At 70.5% G+C, this 20933-nt stretch carries 22 protein-coding genes; 16 read left to right on the forward strand and 6 right to left on the reverse strand.

The genetic code is table 11. The annotated features are described in order from the left end of the window. Positions 1-951, forward strand: a 951-nt coding sequence (locus tag VJN29_RS02515; protein WP_324141950.1) for a sugar ABC transporter permease, incomplete at its 5' end; no start/stop codon positions are given. Further along, the gene (locus VJN29_RS02520) at positions 948-1874 is read left to right on the forward strand and encodes a carbohydrate ABC transporter permease (RefSeq protein WP_324141952.1); all 927 of its coding nucleotides are present in this window, start codon (positions 948-950) and stop codon (positions 1872-1874) included. The genes VJN29_RS02515 and VJN29_RS02520, both read left to right, overlap by 4 nt. Before the next feature lie 66 nt (positions 1875-1940). Here VJN29_RS02520 and VJN29_RS02525 read toward each other — a convergent pair whose 3' ends face one another. Beyond that, positions 1941-2366, reverse strand: a complete 426-nt coding sequence (locus VJN29_RS02525; RefSeq protein ID WP_324141954.1) for a hypothetical protein — start codon at positions 2364-2366, stop codon at positions 1941-1943. Between the two features lie 87 nt (positions 2367-2453). Between VJN29_RS02525 and VJN29_RS02530 the strand changes: the two genes are divergently transcribed. The 4 genes from VJN29_RS02530 (at position 2454) to VJN29_RS02545 (ending at position 5638) form a co-directional block, all read left to right on the forward strand. Further along, on the forward strand, positions 2454-3152 hold the full coding sequence (locus tag VJN29_RS02530) for a helix-turn-helix transcriptional regulator (RefSeq protein ID WP_324141956.1): 699 nt from the start codon (positions 2454-2456) through the stop codon (positions 3150-3152). Between the two features lie 7 nt (positions 3153-3159). Then, a complete protein-coding gene (locus VJN29_RS02535; RefSeq protein WP_324141958.1) occupies positions 3160-4077 on the forward strand; it encodes an NADP-dependent oxidoreductase in 918 nt (305 codons plus the stop codon). A gap of 110 nt (positions 4078-4187) precedes the next feature. Continuing rightward, positions 4188-4748 carry a mycothiol transferase gene (locus VJN29_RS02540; RefSeq protein WP_324141960.1) on the forward strand — a complete coding sequence of 187 codons (561 nt, stop codon included), beginning with the start codon at positions 4188-4190 and terminating at the stop codon, positions 4746-4748. Positions 4749-4888: 140 nt separating this feature from the next. Then, entirely contained in the window at positions 4889-5638 is a 750-nt protein-coding gene (locus VJN29_RS02545) for a CPBP family intramembrane glutamic endopeptidase (protein WP_324141962.1), read from the forward strand. A 10-nt stretch (positions 5639-5648) separates the two neighbouring features. Here VJN29_RS02545 and VJN29_RS02550 read toward each other — a convergent pair whose 3' ends face one another. Next, positions 5649-6818 (reverse strand): hypothetical protein, encoded by a 1170-nt coding sequence (locus tag VJN29_RS02550; RefSeq protein ID WP_324141965.1) that lies wholly within the window; start codon positions 6816-6818, stop codon positions 5649-5651. Positions 6819-6950: 132 nt separating this feature from the next. On the opposite strand from VJN29_RS02550, the gene VJN29_RS02555 reads away from it, so the two are divergent. After that, a complete protein-coding gene (locus tag VJN29_RS02555) occupies positions 6951-8243 on the forward strand; it encodes a sugar ABC transporter substrate-binding protein (RefSeq protein WP_324141967.1) in 1293 nt (430 codons plus the stop codon). A gap of 45 nt (positions 8244-8288) precedes the next feature. Here the strand turns inward: VJN29_RS02555 and VJN29_RS02560 are convergent, their stop codons facing one another. Beyond that, entirely contained in the window at positions 8289-9431 is a 1143-nt protein-coding gene (locus tag VJN29_RS02560; RefSeq protein WP_324141969.1) for a carbohydrate kinase family protein, read from the reverse strand. An 82-nt stretch (positions 9432-9513) separates the two neighbouring features. On the opposite strand from VJN29_RS02560, the gene VJN29_RS02565 reads away from it, so the two are divergent. The 3 genes from VJN29_RS02565 (at position 9514) to VJN29_RS02575 (ending at position 12828) form a co-directional block, all read left to right on the forward strand. Then, the gene (locus VJN29_RS02565; protein WP_324141971.1) at positions 9514-10872 is read left to right on the forward strand and encodes a 6-phospho-beta-glucosidase; all 1359 of its coding nucleotides are present in this window, start codon (positions 9514-9516) and stop codon (positions 10870-10872) included. 76 nt (positions 10873-10948) lie between these two features. Further along, positions 10949-11593 (forward strand): helix-turn-helix domain-containing protein, encoded by a 645-nt coding sequence (locus tag VJN29_RS02570; RefSeq protein WP_324141973.1) that lies wholly within the window; start codon positions 10949-10951, stop codon positions 11591-11593. Then, positions 11590-12828 (forward strand): glycosyltransferase, encoded by a 1239-nt coding sequence (locus VJN29_RS02575; RefSeq protein ID WP_324141975.1) that lies wholly within the window; start codon positions 11590-11592, stop codon positions 12826-12828. Before VJN29_RS02570 ends, VJN29_RS02575 begins: the two co-directional genes overlap by 4 nt. Before the next feature lie 94 nt (positions 12829-12922). Here the strand turns inward: VJN29_RS02575 and VJN29_RS02580 are convergent, their stop codons facing one another. Continuing rightward, on the reverse strand, positions 12923-13342 hold the full coding sequence (locus VJN29_RS02580; protein WP_324141977.1) for a hypothetical protein: 420 nt from the start codon (positions 13340-13342) through the stop codon (positions 12923-12925). 107 nt (positions 13343-13449) lie between these two features. On the opposite strand from VJN29_RS02580, the gene VJN29_RS02585 reads away from it, so the two are divergent. The 6 genes from VJN29_RS02585 to VJN29_RS02610 all read left to right on the forward strand — a co-directional run bounded on the left by VJN29_RS02585 (position 13450) and on the right by VJN29_RS02610 (position 19227). Further along, positions 13450-13935, forward strand: a complete 486-nt coding sequence (locus tag VJN29_RS02585) for a PaaI family thioesterase (protein WP_324141979.1) — start codon at positions 13450-13452, stop codon at positions 13933-13935. Between the two features lie 121 nt (positions 13936-14056). Beyond that, positions 14057-14911, forward strand: coding sequence for a lytic transglycosylase domain-containing protein (locus VJN29_RS02590; RefSeq protein WP_324141980.1), 855 nt, complete (start codon positions 14057-14059; stop codon positions 14909-14911). A gap of 160 nt (positions 14912-15071) precedes the next feature. Further along, a complete protein-coding gene (locus VJN29_RS02595) occupies positions 15072-16811 on the forward strand; it encodes a nitrite/sulfite reductase (protein WP_324141982.1) in 1740 nt (579 codons plus the stop codon). A 26-nt stretch (positions 16812-16837) separates the two neighbouring features. Further along, a complete protein-coding gene (locus VJN29_RS02600; RefSeq protein ID WP_414654315.1) occupies positions 16838-17569 on the forward strand; it encodes a phosphoadenylyl-sulfate reductase in 732 nt (243 codons plus the stop codon). A gap of 32 nt (positions 17570-17601) precedes the next feature. Beyond that, on the forward strand, positions 17602-18816 hold the full coding sequence (gene cobA, locus VJN29_RS02605) for a uroporphyrinogen-III C-methyltransferase (RefSeq protein WP_324141986.1): 1215 nt from the start codon (positions 17602-17604) through the stop codon (positions 18814-18816). Between the two features lie 51 nt (positions 18817-18867). Further along, positions 18868-19227, forward strand: coding sequence for a DUF488 domain-containing protein (locus VJN29_RS02610; protein WP_324141988.1), 360 nt, complete (start codon positions 18868-18870; stop codon positions 19225-19227). Between the two features lie 39 nt (positions 19228-19266). On the opposite strand, the gene VJN29_RS02615 is transcribed toward VJN29_RS02610, so the two are convergent. Both VJN29_RS02615 and VJN29_RS02620 read right to left on the reverse strand, forming a co-directional pair. After that, a complete protein-coding gene (locus VJN29_RS02615; RefSeq protein ID WP_324141990.1) occupies positions 19267-20229 on the reverse strand; it encodes an aminoglycoside phosphotransferase family protein in 963 nt (320 codons plus the stop codon). Positions 20230-20271: 42 nt separating this feature from the next. Further along, positions 20272-20925: a vWA domain-containing protein gene (locus tag VJN29_RS02620; RefSeq protein WP_324141992.1), complete on the reverse strand. Its 654-nt coding sequence runs from the start codon at positions 20923-20925 to the stop codon at positions 20272-20274. Positions 20926-20933 lie beyond the last annotated feature (8 nt).

Here is a 20933-nt window from a genome sequence, read left to right on the forward strand (position 1 = left end):
CCCTTCCACTCCTCCCGTCCTGCCAAGGAGGCGCAGATGCGCAAGGGCACCAGGCTTCGTGACTGGCTCCCCGGCTTCCTGCTGGTGCTGCCGTCGATCATCCTCATCGGAATCTTTGTCTACTGGCTGATCTTCCGGAACGTCGTCGGCTCGCTGGACCGCACGGTGACCCGCGCCACCAAGCGGGTGACCAACCCCGGCGGGCTCGAGAACTACACGAACCTGCTCGGCAGCGAGGGCTACCAGCACGCCCTGTTCAACCTGCTCGTCCTCACCGTCGTCTTCCTCGCGGGCACCATGTTCTTCGGCCTGCTGTGGGCCACGCTGCTCGAGAAGGGCGTCTCGGGCGAGGGCTTCTTCCGCTCGGTGTACCTGCTGCCCATGGCGATCTCCTTCATCGCGGCCGGGATCGTCTGGCGCTGGCTGCTGTCGCCCGGCAAGGGCGACCAGGCCGTCGGGCTCAACCAGCTCCTCGCGATGATGGGTCTCGAGCGGTTCCAGAGCGCGTGGTGGCAGTCGCCCAGCGCGTTCTCCATGGCCGCGATGGCGATTCCCGCGATCTGGCAGCTGTCCGGCTATGTCATGGCCCTGTTCCTCGCCGGCTTCCGGGGGATCTCGGAGGACCAGCGTGAGGCGGCCCGCATCGACGGCGCATCCGAGCGACAGATCTACCGGCACGTGCTCTTCCCGCAGCTGTCGCCGATCGCCCTCTCGGCGCTCATCATCGTCGGCCACATGTCGATGAAGATGTTCGACCTCATCTACGCAATCGCCGGCCAGAACTCCTACAAGGCGTCGGTGCCAGCCACGCTGATGTGGACCCAGATGTTCCAGCAGAACGACCCCACGGCCGCGGCGGTCAACGCGACGATCCTGCTCCTGCTCATCGCCGTCGTCGTCGTGCCATACCTCATCTACACGAACAAGACCGAAAGGGCGACACACGGATGACCACGGCAACGGCACAGGCAGCGCCCGTTGCGCCGGGCACCGACGCCATCGGCGCACGGGTCATGACGGGCAAGGCGCCGGGGACCCAAGGCAGCGCGGCCGGGCGGACGGTCAAGTTCACCCTGCTGATCCTCTTCGTGATCCTCATCTTCATCCCGCTCTACGTCCTGTTCGTCACGAGCTTCAAGCGGAGTGCGGACGTCAGCGCGAGTGAGGCCTGGACGTTCCCGTCCGCGTGGTCGATCGAGGGGTGGCGGGCCGCATGGGACTCGCTCTCGCCGGCGCTCTTCCGGTCGGTCGTCCTGGCCACCTCCGTCGCCGTGCTCTCCGCGGGCCTGGGCTCGCTCAACGGGTTCGTCTTCGCCAAGTGGCGGTTCCCGGGGGCGACGGTGGTCTTCACGCTCTTCCTCTTCGGGATGTTCATCCCCTACCAGGCCGTCATGATCCCGCTGCAGGGCATGCTCCTCGACGTCCAGGCGACGCCCGGGTTCTCCTGGTTCGAGGGGATCGCCAAGCTCATCGCGGTCCACCTCATCTTCGGCATCCCGATCTGCAGCCTGATCTTCCGCAACTACTACGCGACCGCGGTCCCCAACGAGATCCTCGAGGCGGCCAAGGTCGACGGGGCCGGGATGCTGCGGACCTACCGGTCCATCGTCCTGCCGATCTCGGGGCCCGCCTTCGTGGTGACCATGATCTGGCAGTTCACGTCGGCCTGGAACGACTTCCTCTTCGCCCTGTTCCTGACCAACCGCAACAACGGCCCGGTCACGTATGCCCTCAACGAGCTGGCCGGCGGCCAGAACCCGGACTACCCGTCCATCATGGCCGGAGTGCTGCTCGCCTCGCTGCCGACCCTGCTCGTCTACATCCTGCTCGGGCGGTACTTCATCGGCGGCCTGATGAGCGGCTCCGTCAAGTAGCCCACTCACGTGCGGCGCGGAATGCACACTCGACCACGATGAGTCGAGTGTGCACGTCGCGACGGGTCAGGTGCCGGTGGGGCGGCGGGAGGCGAGGCGCCAGAGTGCGATTGCCCCCGCGAGCAGGCCCACGTCGCGCAGCGCCACATCGAAGTAGCCGGGCAGCGTGAGCAGGTTGATGATGATCCCGAGCAGCCACGCGGCGACGATGAGCCCGCCGATCCGAGGGCGCAGGGCCACGACGATGCCGGCGACGATCTCGACGACACCGACGAGGTACATCGCCTGCTGAGCCGTCCCGGGGACGATGCCGTCGATCCACGGGGCGAGGTACTGCGGCCAGTCGGTGAGGACATTGGCGAACTTGTCGAGACCGAAGACGATCGGTGCAACGGTGAACGCTGTTCTGAGGACGAGGAAGGCCTGGTCGACCGGATCCCGGTTGAGCAGCGACTGCGTCCGTGTTGATCCAGTGGTGGATGTGGTGGCCATGTCCATGCTCCTTTCTATAGTCAGGATATTTCGACTTTAGAACGCCAAGGGCATTGCGTCAATGGATTTTGGCTTTAGAATGTGGTCATGACGGATCAGACGAATGTCACTCCTGACGTGACTCCTGCCGTCACTACCGATCTCACTACCGATCTCACGGCCGTCGCTGCGCTCGCGGAGCCGACCCGCCGGCGGGTCTACGACGTCGTCGTGGGTGCGCGCCGGGGCCTCACCCGGGACGAGGTCGCCGAGGCGGTCGGGTTGGCGCGGAACACCGCGGCCTTCCACCTCGACCGGCTCACCGAGGAGGGCCTGCTGACGGCGACCTTCGAGCGTCGGACGGGACGCTCGGGGCCTGGGGCGGGGCGTCCCGCCAAGATCTACGCGCGTGCGGCTCAGGACGTCGCCGTCTCGCTCCCGCCCCGCCACTACGACGTCGCCGGCGAGCTGCTCGCGGCTGCGGTCGAGGAGTCGGAACGCACCGGGGAGCCGGTCCGAGACTGCCTGGCCCGGCAGGCGTGGAACCGCGGGCACGACCTTGCCGAAGGCGGCCTGGCCGCAGCCTTGGCGCGGTCGGGGTACGAGCCGTTCGAGGAGGACGGTGCCCTGGTGCTGGCCAACTGCCCGTTCCACGAGCTGTCCACGCGCCACACCGAGCTCGTCTGCGGGATGAACCTCCGGCTCATGGAGGGCCTTCTCGACGCAGTGGGCGAGGAGGGCATGCGAGCCCGGCTCGATCCGAGCCCGGGTCGCTGCTGCGTCCGTCTCGAGCCGATTGGCGAGTGACGTTCGGATGCGGATCTTCGGGTTCGAGCGGTACGGAGGCCCGGAGGTCCAGCGGTTCTTCGAGGTCCCGACGCCCGAGCGCAGAGACGGCACGGTGCTCGTCGCGATGCGCGCCGCCGGCGTGAACCCGGCCGACATCAAGGTCCGCACCGGGCAGCGTCAGGGGCGTGTGCCAGTCGACTTCCCGATGGCGATGGGGCGAGAGGCCTCCGGAGTCGTCGTCTCGGCTGACGACGGGTCTGGGCTGCGGCCGGGCCGCCTCGTGTTCGGATCCTGCGCGGCCGGGTCGGGCGCCTTGGCGGAACTCGTCCTCCTCGATGCGAAGCAGACTGTCGCTGTTCCCGAGGGTGTGACCGCGGCCGAGGCGGCCTGCATCCCCGTGGCGATCGGCACCGCGTGGGACGCCCTCGATGAGCTCGACCTGCACGCCGGGGACACGCTGCTCGTCGTCGGCGCTGGTGGTGGGGTCGGTAGTCACGCGGTCCAGCTCGGCCGGCTTCGCGCCCTGCGTGTCATCGGTGTTGCCAGCCCCGGCAAACGGCAGCTCGTCCTCGACCTGGGTGCGGTCCACGTGGCGTCGGGACCCGGCTGGACGGGCGGGGTCCGGGCTGTCGCTCCCGAGGGGGTGCACGGGCTGATCGACACCGTCGGCGGGGAGATCCTGCGCGAGTCGTCGTCGGTGCTGCGGCCAGCCGCGGCGATCCGCAGCACGGCCTCGCCGGCCTTGGCTGCCGACCTCGGCGGCTCCGGCGTGACTCGTCGCCGCACGGCGGAGACGTATGACGAGCTGGCACGGCTCGTCGCAGCCGGCAAACTCGCACCGGTCGTTGGCGGGAGCTACGACTTCGAGGACTGCGCCGAGGCGGTTGCCCTCGTCGAGGCCGGCCACGCGACCGGTCGGACTGTCGTCACGAACGCCCGGTGAAGGCTGTCACGCACCTGCTGACAGGAGACAGCTGTGCTCCGGCGAACGCCCGGCGCATCTCGTCAGCGATTTCGATCGCCCCGCCGAGACATCGACGGGATGCTGAGTGCATGTCTGACAGTGACCCCAACTTCGACGACCCCAACTTCGCCGACCCCGCACTCGCCACCGAGCTCCTCGTCGACGGCTTCGGCCGGACTCACGAAGGCGTTCCGCCGGTCGTCGCCGGCCTCGACACGGAAGAGCTGCTCTGGCGGCCGGACCGCGACGCGAACCACATCGCCTGGCTCGTCTGGCACCTCGCACGCCAGCAGGACGAGCAGATGGCCCAGATCGGCGACACCGCCTCTGCATGGCGATCCGGCGAGTGGGCCCGGCGCTTCGACCTGCCCTACTCGCCGAACGCCCACGGCTACGGAATGACGTCGGAGGAGGTCGGCGCCTTCACCGTCGCCGACTCCTCCCTGCTGCTTGACTACCACGAGGCCGTCCACGACCTGACGATCGGTGTCCTCCGCAGACTCGGCACCGATGACTTCACGACGGTGATCGACCCCAACTGGGACCCGCCCGTCACGGTGGCGGTGCGCATCGTCTCCGTCATGGACGATGCGGCCAAGCACCTGGGGCAAGCCGAGTACGTCCGCGGCCTGCTGGAGCGTCGCCGTTGACGTCGGACTGACGTGGGACTGACGTGGGACCAATGGGTACGGTGGGGCGGGGGTGGCAGGCGAGGCGACGACGCGCCGAAACCATCCCAGAACATGGCTCGCATGGGTAACTCACAGGTATGCGTGCGACCATCGACAGGATGACTGCCGCCGCCGCCACCGCCATTCCCGCCCGTCCCGCTACGTCCCGGCGGCGTCCGGGCCTCTGGGCGACGGTCCTCGTGGTCCTCGTGCTCGTCGGCCTCAACGTGGCGAACCACGTGTTCGGCTGGGGCTCGATCTGGCTCGGACCGATCGGGGCGGCCGGCTTGCTTGCCTTCGCCAGGTTCTCCGGCCTCAGCTGGCGGCAGCTGGGCCTGAGCCGCCGCACCCACGCCGCTGGCGTGCGCTGGGGCGGGGCCATCATCGGGATCGTGGCGCTCGTGTACCTCATCGGGGTGCTGCTCCCCACGACCCGCACCGCCTTCCTCGACGCGCGCTACCACCTGCCTCCCGCCAGCGCCCTGCTCACCGCCTTCGTCATCATCCCGGTCGGCACGATCCTGCTCGAGGAGGTTGCCTTCCGTTCCGTGCTCTGGGGCTTCCTGTCCCGACACGCCCGCGTCTGGCAGGTCGCGCTCGGCTCCTCGCTGCTCTTCGGGCTCTGGCACGTCCTTCCGGCCAACGCAGCGGCGGCCTCGAACCCGGCCCTCGGCGCGATGATGGTCGGCCTCGGCGCCTGGCAGCACGTGGTCAGCGTCGCCGGCACCGTCCTGTTCACCGCCCTCGGCGGCCTCGTCGCAGGTGAGCTGCGCCGGCGCAGCGGGAGCCTGCTCGCGAGTGTCGGCATGCACTGGGCCACCAACGCCCTCGGCGTCCTCTTCGGCCTCGTGGCCTGGCGCCTCGTCTGACCGCGATGACTCAGACGGGTCGGATGCCCTGGGACCGCAGCAGCGCCCGGGCCCGACCGAAGGCCCGGTCGTCCGAGAAGACCTGCCAGTCGTCCCACAGGTCGAGCTCGTCGACGGTCCGCCGGAATCGTGCGATCGCGCCTCGGCCCCGGATCGCCACCGAGAGGATGCCTGCGAGCCGGTCGGGCGCGGCCTGCGCGAAGGCGGCCATGTCAGCGTAGGCAGCCGTCGCGTCGTGGTCGACGTAGATCCAGAGGTTGTCGTCCTCGTCGACCAAGCGGTCCACGGTCAGATCGTCCATCCCGTGGTGCAGGAACGCGTGCACGACCTCACCCGTGTCGAGGTGGAGGTAGCCGCCGGGGTCCTCACCTCCGTTGGCCATGACCTCGGACAGCTCCTCGATGTCGACGCTCAGGGTGCGGACGCGCCGTTCGGAGCCGCTGAGCAGGGCGCCGATCTCCTCGGCCAGCACGTCATCGCCCTCCCAGGCGCGGTGACCGAGCAGGGTCTCGATCTCGCGCAGGGGGGCGACGAGCCGCCGCTGGTCGGCTGCTCCGGCGGAGCGGTAGGCCCGCATGAGCGCATCGCCGACCTGCTGGAGGGAGGCGCCGAGGTCCCGTCCCTCTACGGCGGACAGCAACGCCGCGACGTCCTCCTCGCGGGTGGCCTGCCGCACAGCTGCGAGGTCGAGCGGCTTCGCCGTGCCGCGGTGACGCCTCTCGGGTCGCTGCGGCGAGGTCAGGTCGACGTCGTCCGGGCGCTCTCGGCCGAACTGGTCCGGGATCGTCCCCCAGCCCAGGATCGGCACCGGGATCGGTGCCCCGCCGACGGTCTCGCGCCGTGCGACGAGCTCCTCGACGACGCACTCGTGGACCCATTTCTCATCGTCATCGAAGAGGTACTCGAAGCGCATTCCCCGGGTCATCGATCCGTGCACGATGCGCTCGGGTGCCAGGTCGCCCTTGCCCGAGCCGCGCCGCTCGTGGCGCCCGCGCCAGCCGGCGCGGAAGGAGCGCCGCCGAGTCACGTCCCAGCGGCCGAACGCGAGATCCACACCCAGCCCGAGGTCCGCGAACGTGGCCGTAGGTGGCACGAGCATGACCCGCCCGGGGGACGGCCGGAGGGCGTCTCCTCGCCCTGAAACCAGGTCGACCCGAATCTTCAGCCATCGTTGTGCCACTCGCCCAACTCTGCCAGCAAACCCATGGGCCGGCACGTTCGACCCGAGTTGCGCTCGTTTGCTCCAGTCCGAGTGTCGCTGTCCGTACGATCGCTCTTGGTGCGCCAGGGCGCGGGCAGGCAGGAGGTACCCATGAAAGTCGCAGCCGCGGGACGTCGCGCTCCTCGGGTCAGTCGGCGCGCCATCCTTGGCCTGGGCACCGCCGCCGCCGGAGCCCTTGCGGCGTGCACGGCTGCCGATCCAGGACCCGTGGGCGTCAATGGCACAACGTCGCGCAAGCCGGTGATCGACCAGTGGTACCACGCCTACTCCGAGGCCGGCGCGCGGGAAGCGGTCGACCGCTACGCCGCCGCGTACACCGGGGCGACGGTCACGGTGGCGTGGAAGGTCGGCGACTATGACTCCGCCACCGCGGCCGCGGTCGGTTCGGGCCAGGGCCCCGACGTCTTCGAGTACGCCAACGGACCGACGATCGACATGATCCGCGGTGGGCACGTCGTGGACCTCACGAAGACCCTCGGCGCGGAGCGCGAGGAGTTCCAGCAGAGCATCCTCGGCCGCATGACGTACGAGGGACGGATCTGGGCGATCCCCCAGGTCGTCGACACCCAGGTGCTCGTCTACCGCAGGTCGATGCTCGACGACGCCGGGCTGGCTCCGCCCCGGACGATGGACGAGCTCATCGAGACCGCGAGAGCGCTGACCACCAAGAACGTGAAGGGCATCTTCCTCGGCAACCGCGGAGGGGCCACACATCTGGGCGGGCCGACGCTCTGGTCGGCCGGTCTCGACTACCTGACCGACGACAACAAGGTCGGGTTCGACGATCCCCGGGCGGCCGAGGCGCTCGGCAAGTACGCGGAGCTGCGCGAGTCGGGGGCGGTCCTCACCCAGGCGCCCGAGGACTGGTTCGAGCCGGCCGCGCTCATCGACGGACGGACGGCCATGCAGTTCACTGGCCTCTGGACCTTCCCCAAGCTCACCGAGCAGATCGAGGATGACTTCGGAGTGCTGCCGTGGCCGGCTCTGGACGAGATGGGCAACCCGTCCGTGCCGCTCGGGGCGTACGGCGCCTGCGTCAGCGCAACCGCGCATGATGTCGAGGCTGCCAAGGACTTCGTGCGATGGCTCTGGGTCGAGCGGGCGGACCTCCAGCTCGACTTCGCCACCGCGTACGGCCTGCACATTCCTTCCCGAACGAGCCTGATCGACCAGGCCGACGACCTGAAGTCCGGTCCGGGCGTGGAGGCGGCGGCCATCGCCCTCGACTACGGCATGCCGCAGAGCAAGCTGCTGTGGACGAGGACGTGCGTCGGTGCCTTCGAGGCGATGATGGACGCCATCATCGGCGGAGCCGACCCCGCCTCGGAGATCAAGGACCTGGCAACCGTTGTCACCGCGGAGCTGAAGCGCGTCCTCGGCTGACCATCGCCTGACCATCGCCTGGGCATCGCCTGGCCATTGCGTGCGTCAGTGCAGATCCTGCACGTCCGCCCGCCGTGCGATCGTCGCCGTGGCTCGCCGGCAGGCGGTGACGGGAACCCGCGGCACGATGTCGTCGAGGAAGCCGTACCGCCGGCGGAGCGACCGATGGTAGGCGTCCTCGGACGTGTCCGAGCGCAGCGCGGTCCACCAGTCGGCGATGTCGCCCCAGCCGGGCGCCGCCAGCGACCCGCCGTACTGCTGCAGCGACAGCGACGCAGCCAGGCTTGCGAAGGACATCCGGTGCTCGAGCGGCCATTCGGCGAGCGTGCCGACCAGCATGGCGGCCGCAAAGACGTCACCCGCCCCGGTCGCGTCGACCTCCCGGACCCGGAGTGACGGCACCCGCGCCTCCTCACCGGTCCTCGTGTCGATCCCGACCGCACCGTCGATGCCGTTCGTCACCACCGCGATCGAGACGCGGTCGGCCAGCGCGAAGAGGGCGTCGTGTGGGGAGCTCGTGCCGGTGTAGGCCATCGCCTCCACAGCGTTGGGCAGGAACGCGTCACAGTGCGACAGCCGGTCGAGCACCGCGCGATCCCACCGCTCCTCGGGGTCCCATCCGACGTCGGCGAAGACGAGCGCGCCGCGACGTCGGGCGGCGTCGACCCAGCTCTCGCCCGGCCGGTCACCGCAGCCGCATGGTTCCCAGGGTCCTGGCTCGGCGAGATCGACCATCACCGCTCGCGAGCGGGGCGGGTCGCCGATGAGGTCGACGGACGGCACGGGCGACGGATGGCCGTGCGAGACCATGGTGCGATCGCCCCCGAAGGCCATCGACACCGTCACCGGGCTGTGCCACTCGGGGAACTGCCGGCTGTGGCTCAGGTCGATCCCCTCCTGCTTCTCCAAGGTGCGCCAGCAGAAGTCGCCGTAGTCGTCATCGCTGAACGCGGCGGCCAGCGAGGTGCGCAGGCCGAGCCGTCGGGCGGCGACGGCGAGGTTGGCGATCCCGCCCGGGCACGACGCCAGCCCCTCGGACCAGACCTCGGTGCCCGGCTTCGGGGCGCTGGACAGCCCGGCGAAGACCAGGTCGAGGAAGACGGTCCCCCAGAGGAAGACGTCGACGACCGGCGCGTCGGGCGCCCGACGCGCACCGAGCGGGTCGAACGAGTGCGGCATCTTCTTCATGATGGCGCATGGCGGAGACGGTGGCCCGTGGTTTATCGGACGGTCACCGCCTGGCTGTTACCGTCGCAGGCGTGGTGCCGTCATGAAGCTCACCATTCTCGGAGGAGGGGGTTTCCGGGTTCCCCTCGTGTATGCCGCTGTGCTTGGTCAACGGACCGGGCGCGGCATTCATGAGGTGGCCCTGCACGACACCGACGAGAGCCGGCTGCGCGCGATCGGCCACGTGCTCGCGGAGCAAGCTCAGCGGCATACGCCAGCATCCGAAGGCCCCCCGCCCGCGGAGGTCACCACCACGACGTCTCTCGACGAGGCACTTGACGGGGCCGACTTCGTCTTCTCGGCGATCCGGGTGGGCGGGCTCGAGGGGCGGGTCGTCGACGAGCGCCTCGCCCTCGACCTCGGGCTGCTCGGCCAGGAGACCACGGGTCCCGGGGGCGTCGGCTATGGCCTGCGGACCGTGCCCGTCGCGCTGGCGATCGCCGAGCGGGTGAGCCTGCTCGCACCCGACGCGTGGGTCATCAACTTCACCAACCCGGCCGGCCTCGTCACCCAGGCGATGCAGAGCGTCCTCGGTGACCGTGTCGTCGGCATCTGCGACTCCCCCCTCGGGCTCGCCAAGCGGGCGGCGGGGGCGCTCGGGCTGCGGCTGCCCGAGGTCATCATCGACTACGCGGGCACGAACCACCTCGGCTGGCTGCACGGCCTCAGCGCCAACGGTCGCGACGTGCTGCCCGAGCTGCTCGCGGACCGAGAGCTGTTGGAGTCGTTCGAGGAGGGCCGCCTCTTCGGAGCCGACTGGCTGCAGGTGGTCAGGGCGATCCCCAACGAGTACCTCTGGTACTACGACTTCACGCGGGACTCGATCGCGCAGATCCGCGAGGCCGGGCAGACCCGCGGCGAGTACCTCCGCGGGCAGCAGGCCGACTTCTATGCAGCGGTGCGGAGCTCGCCTGGTCGGGCCTGGCAGATCTGGGACGGGGTGCGCCGCGAGCGCAACGCCACCTACATGGCCGAGACGCGGCCGGACGAGGGCCGGCAGCGGTCGGCCGAGGACGTGGAGGGCGGCGGCTACGAGGGGGTGGCCCTCGCGCTCATGGCGGCGATCGCCTACGACGACCCGGCCACGCTCATCCTCAACGTCCGCAACAGGGGCACCCTGCCGGGGGTGCCCGACGACGCGGTCGTCGAGGTGCCCTGCCTCGTCACCGGGGCCGGGCCGGCGACGCTGCCGGTGAGCCCGCTGCGAGGGCGCGAGCTCGGCCTGGTCCAACAGGTCAAGGCGGTCGACGAGCTGGTCATCCAGGCCTGCCGAGAGCGGTCGGCGGCGGTGGCGATCCAGGCGCTGGCCTCGCATCCGCTCGTCGACTCGGTGAGCGTCGCACGACAGCTGTGGACGGGCTACCGGGAGCGGCTCGCCCCGTTCTACGCCGGTTTTCGCTGACCGCAGCCCCAGCGAACCGCACCGCGAGCGATTAATCGCTGGTGTCACCCCCAAATTTGGCATTAACGTCATTAACGTGAATTCTGAGGCGGCGACCGTCCGCCCGTACGTGATGCGCGACCGGGCGCGGACGACGGCCGAGACCGGCGAGCGGATCCTCGAGGCGGCGACCCAGCTGTTCGTCGAGGGGCCGTTCTCCCAGCTCACCCTTGCAGCGGTGGCCAAGCGGGCCGGGGTCACCGTGCAGACGGTCATCCGCCGGTTCGGGGACAAGGAAGGCCTCGTCGCGGCTGCGGCGCAGCGGGGTCACGCCGCGATCCTCGCCCAGCGCGACCGGGCGCCGGTCGGTGACCTGGCCGCCATCGTCGACACCCTCGTCGACCACTACGAGGCGGCGGGCGACATCGCGCTGCGCCTCCTCGCGGAGGAGGGGAACTCGGCCCAGATCGCTGCCATCACGAGCGCCGGCAAGGGCTACCACCGCGAGTGGTGCGACCGCGTCTTCGCGCCGGCTCTCGACGGCCTGACCGGCGTGGGCCGACGGCGCCGGCTCGCCCAGCTCGTCGCCGTGTGCGACGTCTACACGTGGAAGCTGCTCCGCCGGGACGCCGGACTCGCCCGGCGCGAGGTGGCCATCGCGCTGCAGGAGCTGCTCGAACCGCTCACCTCCACCACGACAGCGCCTCCGACCGCTGACCACAGGGAAGGCACCACCCCATGACCACGATCCTCGCCTACACATCGCCCGCCATCGGGCACCTCTTCCCGATGATGCCGCTGCTCCTCGAGCTGGGCGCTCGCGGGCACGACGTCCACGTCCGGACCCTTGGCGCGCACGTCGACGCCGTCCAGGCGGCGGGGCTCTCCGCCGCGCCGATCGATCCGGCCATCGGACGGATCGTCCACCCGGACTGGGAGGCGAAGAACCCGGTGCAGGGCCTCAAGCTCGCAGTCCGCACCTTCAGCGATCGGGCCCGGCTGGACGGGCCCGACCTCGAGCGGGCTCTCGCCGAGGTGCGGCCCGACGTCGTCATCGTCGACACGAACTCCTGGGGCGCGCAGCTGGCCGCGCAGGCCTGGGGCGGCCCGTGGGCGACGTTCAGCCCGTACACGCCGCCGATCTCCTCCAGGGGCACGCCACCGTTCGGTCCGGGGCTGGCGCCGATGGCGGGTCCGCTCGGCCGGCTGCGCGACGCGATCGCGCGCCCCGTCGTCATCGGCGCGGCCGAGCGCATCCTCCGGCCCATGGTCAACCCGTTGCGTGCCGAGCGGGGCCTCACGCCCATCCGCACGGGCGACGAGTTCTACCGCCAGGCACCACTCGTCCTCGTCACGACCTCGGAGCCCTTCGAGTACCCGCACCCGGACTGGGGCGACCAGATCCGCATGATCGGGGCGCTCGCCTGGGAGCCGCCGGCCGAGACACCCGCGTGGCTCGACGAGATCGAGGGCCCGATGGTCCTCGTCACGACGTCGTCCGAGTACCAGGCCGACGAGGCCCTCGTGCGGGCCGCAGTGGAAGGCCTGGCCGGCGAGCCGTACACCGTCGTCGCGACGATGCCGGCAGGGGTCAGCGACGTCGGCCCCCTGCCCTCGAACGTCCGGGTCGTCGACTTCGTGCCGCACGGCCGGGTCCTCGACCGGGCGGTCGCCGCCGTCACCCACGGCGGGATGGGCGCGACCCAGAAGGCGCTCTCCCGTGGCGTGCCGGTCTGCGTGGTGCCGTTCGGCCGGGACCAGCTCGAGGTCGCCGCCCGGGTCGTCCACGCCGGGGCGGGGACCCGGCTCGCGCCGAAGAAGCTGACTGCCAGCTCGCTGCGGGACAAGGTCCGCGAGGCCATGACGTTCAAGGCGGGTGCCGATCGCGTGGCCGCGGGCTACCGCGCCGCCGGAGGAGCGGCCGCCGGCGCGAGTGCCGTCGAGGAGCTGCTCGGCCGCGTGTCCGCCAAGGCGTGACACCACCACCAGGCCGTATGCCGCTGGGCTTGGCCCGCGCCCCAGCCCGGCTGGGTGGGCGGCTGGGCTGGGAGTGAGCTCAGCGGCATACCGCTCAATCAGCGGTGAGGAGGCCGACCCCGAGCGTGGCGAGGCCGAGCGCGAGGAGGGCGGCGCCGGCGAAGACGAGTCCGATGAGGCGGTTGGGCCGCTCGCGGCCCGCGCCCATCGAGGAGAAGAAGAACCCGCCCGGCATGAGCAGCGCCGCTACCGCGACGCCGGCCCTGGCCAGCCACTCCCAGGCGCCGGTCAGGTCCGTCTGGTCGACGAAGAGCTGGCAGACGAGGGCAAGGACGAGCAGGACGCCGGCGTGGGCGTGGCCGGCGCGGGCGAACTTCTCCTGGAAGGGTGTCGTGCCGGCCCGCCCGGTGACGACGCGGACGAGGTAGAGCCCGCCGGTCTCCACGGTGACGAGCGACAGGAAGAGGATGCCGGCGAGGACTCGCGAGCTGTCCGAGAGCAGGGCCTGGTCCATGTCGTTCTCCTCCAGTTGGATAGCGGTACTCACCAATAGTGGATAGTGGTGCTATCCAATGTCAACCGCCTTTCGGTGCGCTCTGCCGCGGCCGATAGCGTGGCCGCATGCCGGATCGCAGCAACGAGATCAGCATCCAGGACCGCCTCTTTCCCGACATGACCTGCTTCGGCTGCGGGCCGGCCAACCTGAAGGGCCTGAGGCTCAAGAGCTATGCCCGCGACGAGGTGGTGACTGCGCAGTTCGAGCCGTGGCCGGAGCACGACAACGGCCTCGGCTTCCTCAACGGCGGGATCATCTCCACGGTGCTCGACTGCCACAGTGCGGCGGCTGTGCTCCACGAGGCGGACCAGCGCGGCTGGGGCCAGCTGCCGGGCGCGCAGCTGCCCTACGTCACGGCAGGGCTCGACGTGCGGTACCTGCGGCCCGCTCCGCTCCGCGAGCCCGTCGAGCTGCGCGCCGTGCTGCGGTCGGCCGACGAGGCGGAGATGACGGTGGACGTCGAGCTCTGGTGGGACGGGAAGGTCCGGGCGTCGGCCGGCGCCGTGTGGAAGCGGTGGCGCCCGCGCACCACGCCACCCGCCGCCCCCTGATCGAGTGGACGACTTCGGGGGCTTCGTCTCGGCTCGACGTGATGATCCCCAGCGCTCTGGGCCCAGGAGACGTATGGTCGTTGGTGTGCGGAGCGGGCCGGTCCGGAGGTGGCGAACCCCCTTGGCCGTCGGGGGCCTTCTCGTCATGCTCAGTGGTGTCGTGGTCGCCCCGACAACGTCCGCAGCCGAGGGCACGCCGACGCCCCTGCCCGGTGCGACCGTCCAGGAGGAGCCGCCAGCCACCACGGCGGGTCCCGCAGGCCCCGCCCTGGGAGCGAGTGCCGGCGAGTCACTGCTCCGGCTCTACGACGTGGTCAAGGTGACGGCCGGCTACATCGCGGCCACCCAGCTCCAACCCGGTGGAGGCTCCGTCGCGCCGGGAGGCGACTCCGGCTGGAAGCCGCGCGCCGCGATCAAGGCGCCACCCGTCTCGCCGGTCCCTCCCGCGGCCCCGGCCCTGGAGCCGACGAAGTACGACATCCTCGGCGAGGCCTACCGCAAGGCGGCAGACGCGCTGAGCGACCGGTGCCACCTGCCGTTCGCCCTGCTCATGGCCATCGGTGAGGTCGAGTCGAGCTCGCTGCGCGGCCGGAAGCTCGACGCTGCGCACAACGTGGTCCCGCCGGTCCTTGGCCCGCAGCTGTCCGGCGGAGGGTTCGCCGCCATCGGGGACAGCGATGGTGGTCGCCTCGACAGTGACTCGGTCTGGGATCGCGCGGTCGGCCCGATGCAGTTCATCCCCGGCACCTGGCGCCTCTGGGGTGCCGACGGGAACGGCGACGGAGTCGCTGACCCGCAGAACGTCGACGACGCCGCGCTCGCCGCCGGGCGCTACCTGTGCGCTGGAGGCAGGGACCTGTCCCGTCAGCAGCACCTCGAGGCGGCGATCCTCTCCTACAACCACTCCCGCAGGTACCTCGCCACCGTGCTCGACCTGTACGACTCCGTCATGAGTGGGCTCGTCGCCGGCCCATGAGGGCATTCCGGTTGGAGGACTGCCTCGGTCCCGAGAGCGACCGACGACCTCCAACCGTGAGCGGACTCGGCCCCTCGTCATCTCCCATTTGCTCAGTGGGATTGGCCCGGATCATGGACGGCCGTTGGAATGGATAAGTAGCAGTTATACATTGCATTACATGACCGTCACCGAGACTCGTGCTGCGGCCCCCGCCCGTCCGGCCACCCGACCGCCACGCGCCGACCGCTCCAACGGCCAGTGGAAGGTCGACGGGCCGGCCCCTCTCAACGCCAACGAGGTGTGGAAGCAGCAGGAGGGCGGTCTCGCGGTCCGAGAGCGCATCGAGACGATCTATGCGAGGCACGGCTTCGACTCCATTCCCGCGGAGGACCTGACCGGCCGCTTCCGGTGGTGGGGCCTCTACACCCAGCGCAAGCCCGGCATCGACGGCGGCCGCACCGCCCAGCTCAGCGACGACGAGCTGAGCGACCGGTTCTTCATGCTGCGGGTCAGGACGGACGGCCAGGCACTCCCACCGAAGGCCCTGCGGGTGCTCGGCGGCATCTCCAGCGAGTTCGCCCGAGGGAGCGCCGACATCAGCGACCGGCAGAACCTCCAGTACCACTGGATCGAGATCGAGGACGTCCCCGAGATCTGGCGGCGGCTCGAGTCGGTCGGCCTGGAGACGACGACTGCCTGCGGGGACACTCCCCGAGGCTTCCTCGGCAGCCCCGTCGCCGGCATCGCGGCCGACGAGATCATCGACCCGACGCCCGTCATCCTCGAGATCAAGCGTCGCTGGATCGGTGACCCGGAGCTGGCCAACCTGCCGCGCAAGTTCAAGACGGCGATCACGGGGCACCCCAGCCTCGACGTCGTCCACGAGATCAACGACGTGTCACTCGTCGGGGTCGTCCACCCCGAGCTCGGCCCCGGCTACGACCTGTGGGTCGGTGGCGGGCTCTCCACCGCGCCGCGCCTCGCCGAGCGGATCGGTGTCTTCGTCCGCACTGAGGAGGCGGCCGAGGTCTGGCATGCCGTCATCGAGATCTTCCGCGACTACGGGTTCCGCCGGCTGCGCAACAAGGCCCGCCTGAAGTTCCTCCTCGCCGAGTGGGGGCCGGAGAAGTTCCGGCACGTCCTCGAGACCGAGTACCTCGGCCACGCCCTGCCGGACGGCCCCCCTCCCGCGCCGGCGACCGGGCCGGGCGACCACGTCGGCGTCCACCTGCAGAAGGACGGCCGCTACTACGTCGGCGCGGCACCCACGGTTGGACGCGTCGGAGGTCCCGTCCTCAGCGGGCTGGCCGACCTCATCGAGGAGGTCGGCGCCGGACGGGTGCGGCTGACCGCGCACCAGAAGCTGGTCGTCCTCGACGTGCCCGAGTCCGGCCTGGACCGACTCGTGGAGGGCCTCGAGGAGCTCGGCCTCACGGCACGGCCGAGCCCGTTCCGCCGGACGACCATGGCGTGCACCGGCATCGAGTTCTGCAAGCTGGCGATCGTCGACACGAAGGACACCGCCGCGTCGGCGATCACCGAGCTGGAGCGCCGCCTCGCCGACGTCGTCGCGGACGGCACGCTCGACATCCCCATCCAGCTCAACGTCAACGGATGCCCCAACTCGTGCGCCCGCATCCAGACAGCCGACATCGGGCTCAAGGGCCAGATCGTCACGGTCGACGGGCCCGACGGGCCGGTCCAGCTACCGGGCTTCCAGGTCCACCTCGGCGGCGGGCTCGCGACGGTCGAGCGGGACGAGGCCGGGCTGGGGCGGACGGTGCGTGGGCTCAAGGTCACGGCTGCCGAGCTGCCCGACTACGTGGAGCGGGTCGTGCGCACGTTCCTCGCACAGCGCACCGACGGCGAGACCTTCGCGGAGTGGGCACTGCGCGCGGAGGACGGTGACCTCCTGTGAGCGCGGTTTCGCTGGCGACGCCGGTCATGCCGCGGCGGCGCCGGTCGGACCAGGCGCTCAAGGCTCTCGTCGAGGAGTTCAACGCCCGGCTGGAGGCGCGTCTCGTCGCCGATCAAGAGGACGAGCCCACCGCGGACGAGGTCGCCGCCTGGGCCGCGGAGCACTTCACCGGGTCGCTCGCGGTCGCCTGCTCGATGGCGGACGCGGTGCTTCCGCACGTGGTGTCGCGGTTCGCGCCCGGTGTCGACGTCCTCTTCCTGGACACCGGCTACCACTTCTCCGACACCCTGGTGACGCGCGACATCGTCGCCCAGACCCTGCCGATCACCCTCGTCAACGTCAGCCCGGAGCAGACCGTTGCCGAACAGGACGCGCAGTATGGCCCCCGGCTGTACGAGCGCGATCCCGCCCTGTGCTGCCAGCTGCGGAAGGTGGCGCCCCTGGCTCGGACGCTGCCGCTCTTCGAGGCGTGGGTCACCGGCGTGCGCCGGGACGAGGCATCGACCCGGACCGACACGCCGCTCGTCACGTGGGACGAGAAGAACGGCCTGGTCAAGATCAACCCGCTCGCCGCCTGGACCTTCGACGAGCTGCAGGGGTATGCGGTCGACCACGACGTCGAGGTGAACTCGCTGCTGGCGGACGGTTTCCTCTCCATCGGCTGCGAGCCGTGCACGCGCCGGGTCGAGCCCGGCGAGGACCCACGCGCCGGACGATGGGCCGGCTTCACCAAGACCGAGTGCGGTCTGCACACCTGACCGCATTCGCCCCTCCTGACCGTGGAGCAGCCATGAAGTCCGCATTTCCTCTCGTCCTCGACCTTTCCGGCCGACTCGTCGTAGCCGTCGGCGGCGGGCCCGTGTCCGCCCGACGTATCCGCGCCCTCACCGACGAGGGCGCGGTCGTGCGCGTCGTCTCTCCGTGGGTCTGCGAGGACCTCATGGAGCTCGTCCTCGGTGGCAGGGTGGAATGGCACGCTCGCGAGTACGCCGGCGCCGCAGACCTGTCCGGAGCCTGGCTCGTCCACACCGCAGCGGGAGACTCCTTCGTCGACCGTCAGGTGGCGCGGGACGCCGAGGACCAGCGGATCTGGGTCGTCGACGCGACGGCTGCCGCGGCCACGGCGGCCAGCATCCCGGCCCGCGCGGACGTGACCACCCCCGACGGCCGCGTCACCATCAGCACGTATGCCGCTGGGGACCCTGGTCTTGCGACCTCTCTTCGCGACGGGGTGGCCGACGCGGTCGCCCGCGGCGAACTCGACCTGCGGCGGACCCGGAGGCGTGACTCGGCGGGCTGGGTCGCCCTCGTCGGGGGCGGGCCCGGCGTCGACGGCCTGCTCACCACTCGGGGGCACGAACTGCTGCGCTCGGCAGACGTCGTCGTCGTCGACCGGTTGGCTCCCCGGGCGCTCGTCGACCGGCTGCCCGACTCCGTGCGCGTCATCGACGTCGGCAAGACGCCGGGCCACCATGCCGTGCCGCAGTGGCGCATCAACGAGATCCTCGTCGAGGAGGCATCCCGAGGTCTCGGGGTCGTCCGTCTCAAGGGCGGTGACCCCTACGTTCTCGGCCGAGGCGGCGAGGAGCGCCTGGCCTGCGAGGCGGCCGGGCTGTCCGTCGAGGTCGTGCCCGGCGTCACGAGCGCGGTGTCCGTCCCTGCCGCCGCCGGGATCCCCGTGACCCATCGTGGAGTCGCACGGGGCTTCACCGTGGTCACGGGACACGAGGCGATCCCGGGTCTGCCCACCGGGAGGGACCACACGCTCGTCCTCTTGATGGGCGTGACGCAGCTGGCCCAGACGGTCGAGCTGCTGGTCGCTCAGGGCCGCCCGGCCCACTGTCCGGTCGCCATCGTCGAGCGGGGGTTCTCACCGACCCAGCGCACGACGGTCGGGACGCTGGCGACGATCGTCGAGCTGGCGCTGGCCCGCTCGGTCGAGTCCCCCGCCGTCATCGTCGTCGGCGACGTGGTTCGCCTGAGCCCGGACTGGCACGACGTCTGACCCATCGCGTCGAGTGCGCAGCTCTCGCCCGGGCAGAGCTAGGGTCAAGGGATGGCCGTGCGCATCGCCCGTGTCTACGACGAGCCCGCTGCCGACGACGGTTTGCGGGTGCTCGTGGACCGGCTGTGGCCGCGGGGCCTGCGCAAGGACGATGCACGGATCGACCTGTGGGCCAAGGACATTGCACCCTCGACGGAGCTACGGCGTTGGTACGGCCACGATCCGGCGAAGTCACAGGAGTTCGCGAGGCGCTACCGGACAGAGCTGGAGTCCGAGCCGGCGGCAAGCGCCCTCGGAGACCTCCTCGCCAGGGCAAGGGACTCCGACCTCATCCTCACGACGGCTACCAAGGACCTCGAGCTGAGCCAGGCGAAGGTGCTGCGCGACGTCATCGCCGACTCCATCTCCTGAACCCCGATCGAGTGAACAGGATTCGGGCACAGAACGTGTTCACTCGATTGCGGCGAGGATGCGGTCGATTCGCGCGAGGGTGACGGGGTCCTCCGGCGTCTCGCGGAACCATGCCTCGAGCCGGTCGCGTTCTCGCGGGTCACTCTCGCCGATCCACCGCGCACAGGCATAGGACGCGATGTGCGCCTGCTGGGCCACGAGCATGGTGAAGTGGCCTCGCCGACCGACTCGGCCGGGGCCTCGCGCGTCGACGTAGGCGGCGTGCAGCTCCCGCGCCCGCTCCGGGTCGTCGTCCCCGAACTCGAAGAGCACCATCGCCAGCTCCTGTGACGGATCGGCAGGCCCCACGTTCTCGAAGTCGATGACGCAGACCCGCCCGTCGGCGCTCGCCAGCACGTTGTCGGCCCACAGGTCGCGGTGGCACACCTGCGGCCTCTCGTGCGGCTCGATGACCGACTCGACCGCGATGAGGTCGGGCAGCAACGTCTCGAGAGCATCGGCGAAGGGCGCACCGGCCTCGATGATTCGACGGTGCGTCTCATGCCACGCCTGGTCACCCATCCCGGTGCTGAACCAGTTGATGATTCGCTCGGACGTGGGTGTGCCGGCCAGGTGCAGCCGCGCCAGCGTCAGACCTACCTCGGCCGGGTCGAGGAGCCTGGTGCGCGGGGCGAGGTCGACCCACTCGAGCAGCCGGACGGCCGTGCCCTGGACATCCGCGACGACCGTCCCCCAGACGGACAGGCGCGAGCGGGGCGTGAAGACGCCCGCCCCCTGGGCCGCCTCGGCGAACCCCTGATGTGCTTCGACAGCAGCAGCGTCCGGCGACGCGAACCACTCCTTCACCGCCCACGACGTGCCATCCGCGTCGAGGCGCCAGATCTGGCCGAGCTGTCCACGGGCGACCGGCCCGGTCAGTCGTGCCCCAGCATCGAGACCGAAGGTCGCGGCGACGAGCGGACCGTCCGCGACCGACAGCATCCGGGGCGCCGCAGCGGTCATGCGCACCAACGTACCTCGGCCGCGCCTCGTCGAGTGCCAGCCCTACTCGCGGGATGCGGCGCGCTGATCGTCGTCGAAGGCGATGAGTCTCGCAGCTTGCTCGGCCGTGGCGCCGGCCGCCATGGCCGCCCGGGTTCGTCCAATGTTGCGCGACGTCGCCGCCATGACGGCCGCGACCTTGCCGCGGCTGTAGGTCATCGAGTTCGCCGCTGCCACACCGATGCTGGAGCCGACCTCGATGGCGTCCTGGTCGGCGCCCAGGTAGAGGAACTGCCACCCGTAGGTCTTCGTCTGCTGCTCGATGAGCGCCTTGACCGCCGGGTGAGTCCACTCGCGGGAGGCGTTCTCGTGACCATCGGTCATGATGCCGACGATGACGATGCCGGGACGTTCGTCTTCGGGCAGCCCAGCCAGACGCTCCCCGGTCGACGTCACGAGGCGCCCGATCGAGTCGAGCAGGGCAGTCGACCCGCGCGGAACGAGACGGAGCGCGGGGACCTGAGCGAGCGGTAGGTCCCGATAGACCTCCTCGTACTCGTTGTCGAACTGCGCGAGGGTGACTCGACAGTCTCCGCCCTGCTGGCGCTGCTCGGCGATGAAGGCGTCGAAGCCGCCCTCCGTGTCGTCCTTGATCGAGTGCATCGAGCCGCTGCGGTCCAGCAGGAAGGCGATGTGGGTGAGGTTGGGGTTGGTCATGGTCCCTC

Source organism: Intrasporangium sp. (genome assembly GCF_035280925.1).
In the GTDB taxonomy this organism is placed as follows: Bacteria; Actinomycetota; Actinomycetes; order Actinomycetales; family Dermatophilaceae; genus Intrasporangium.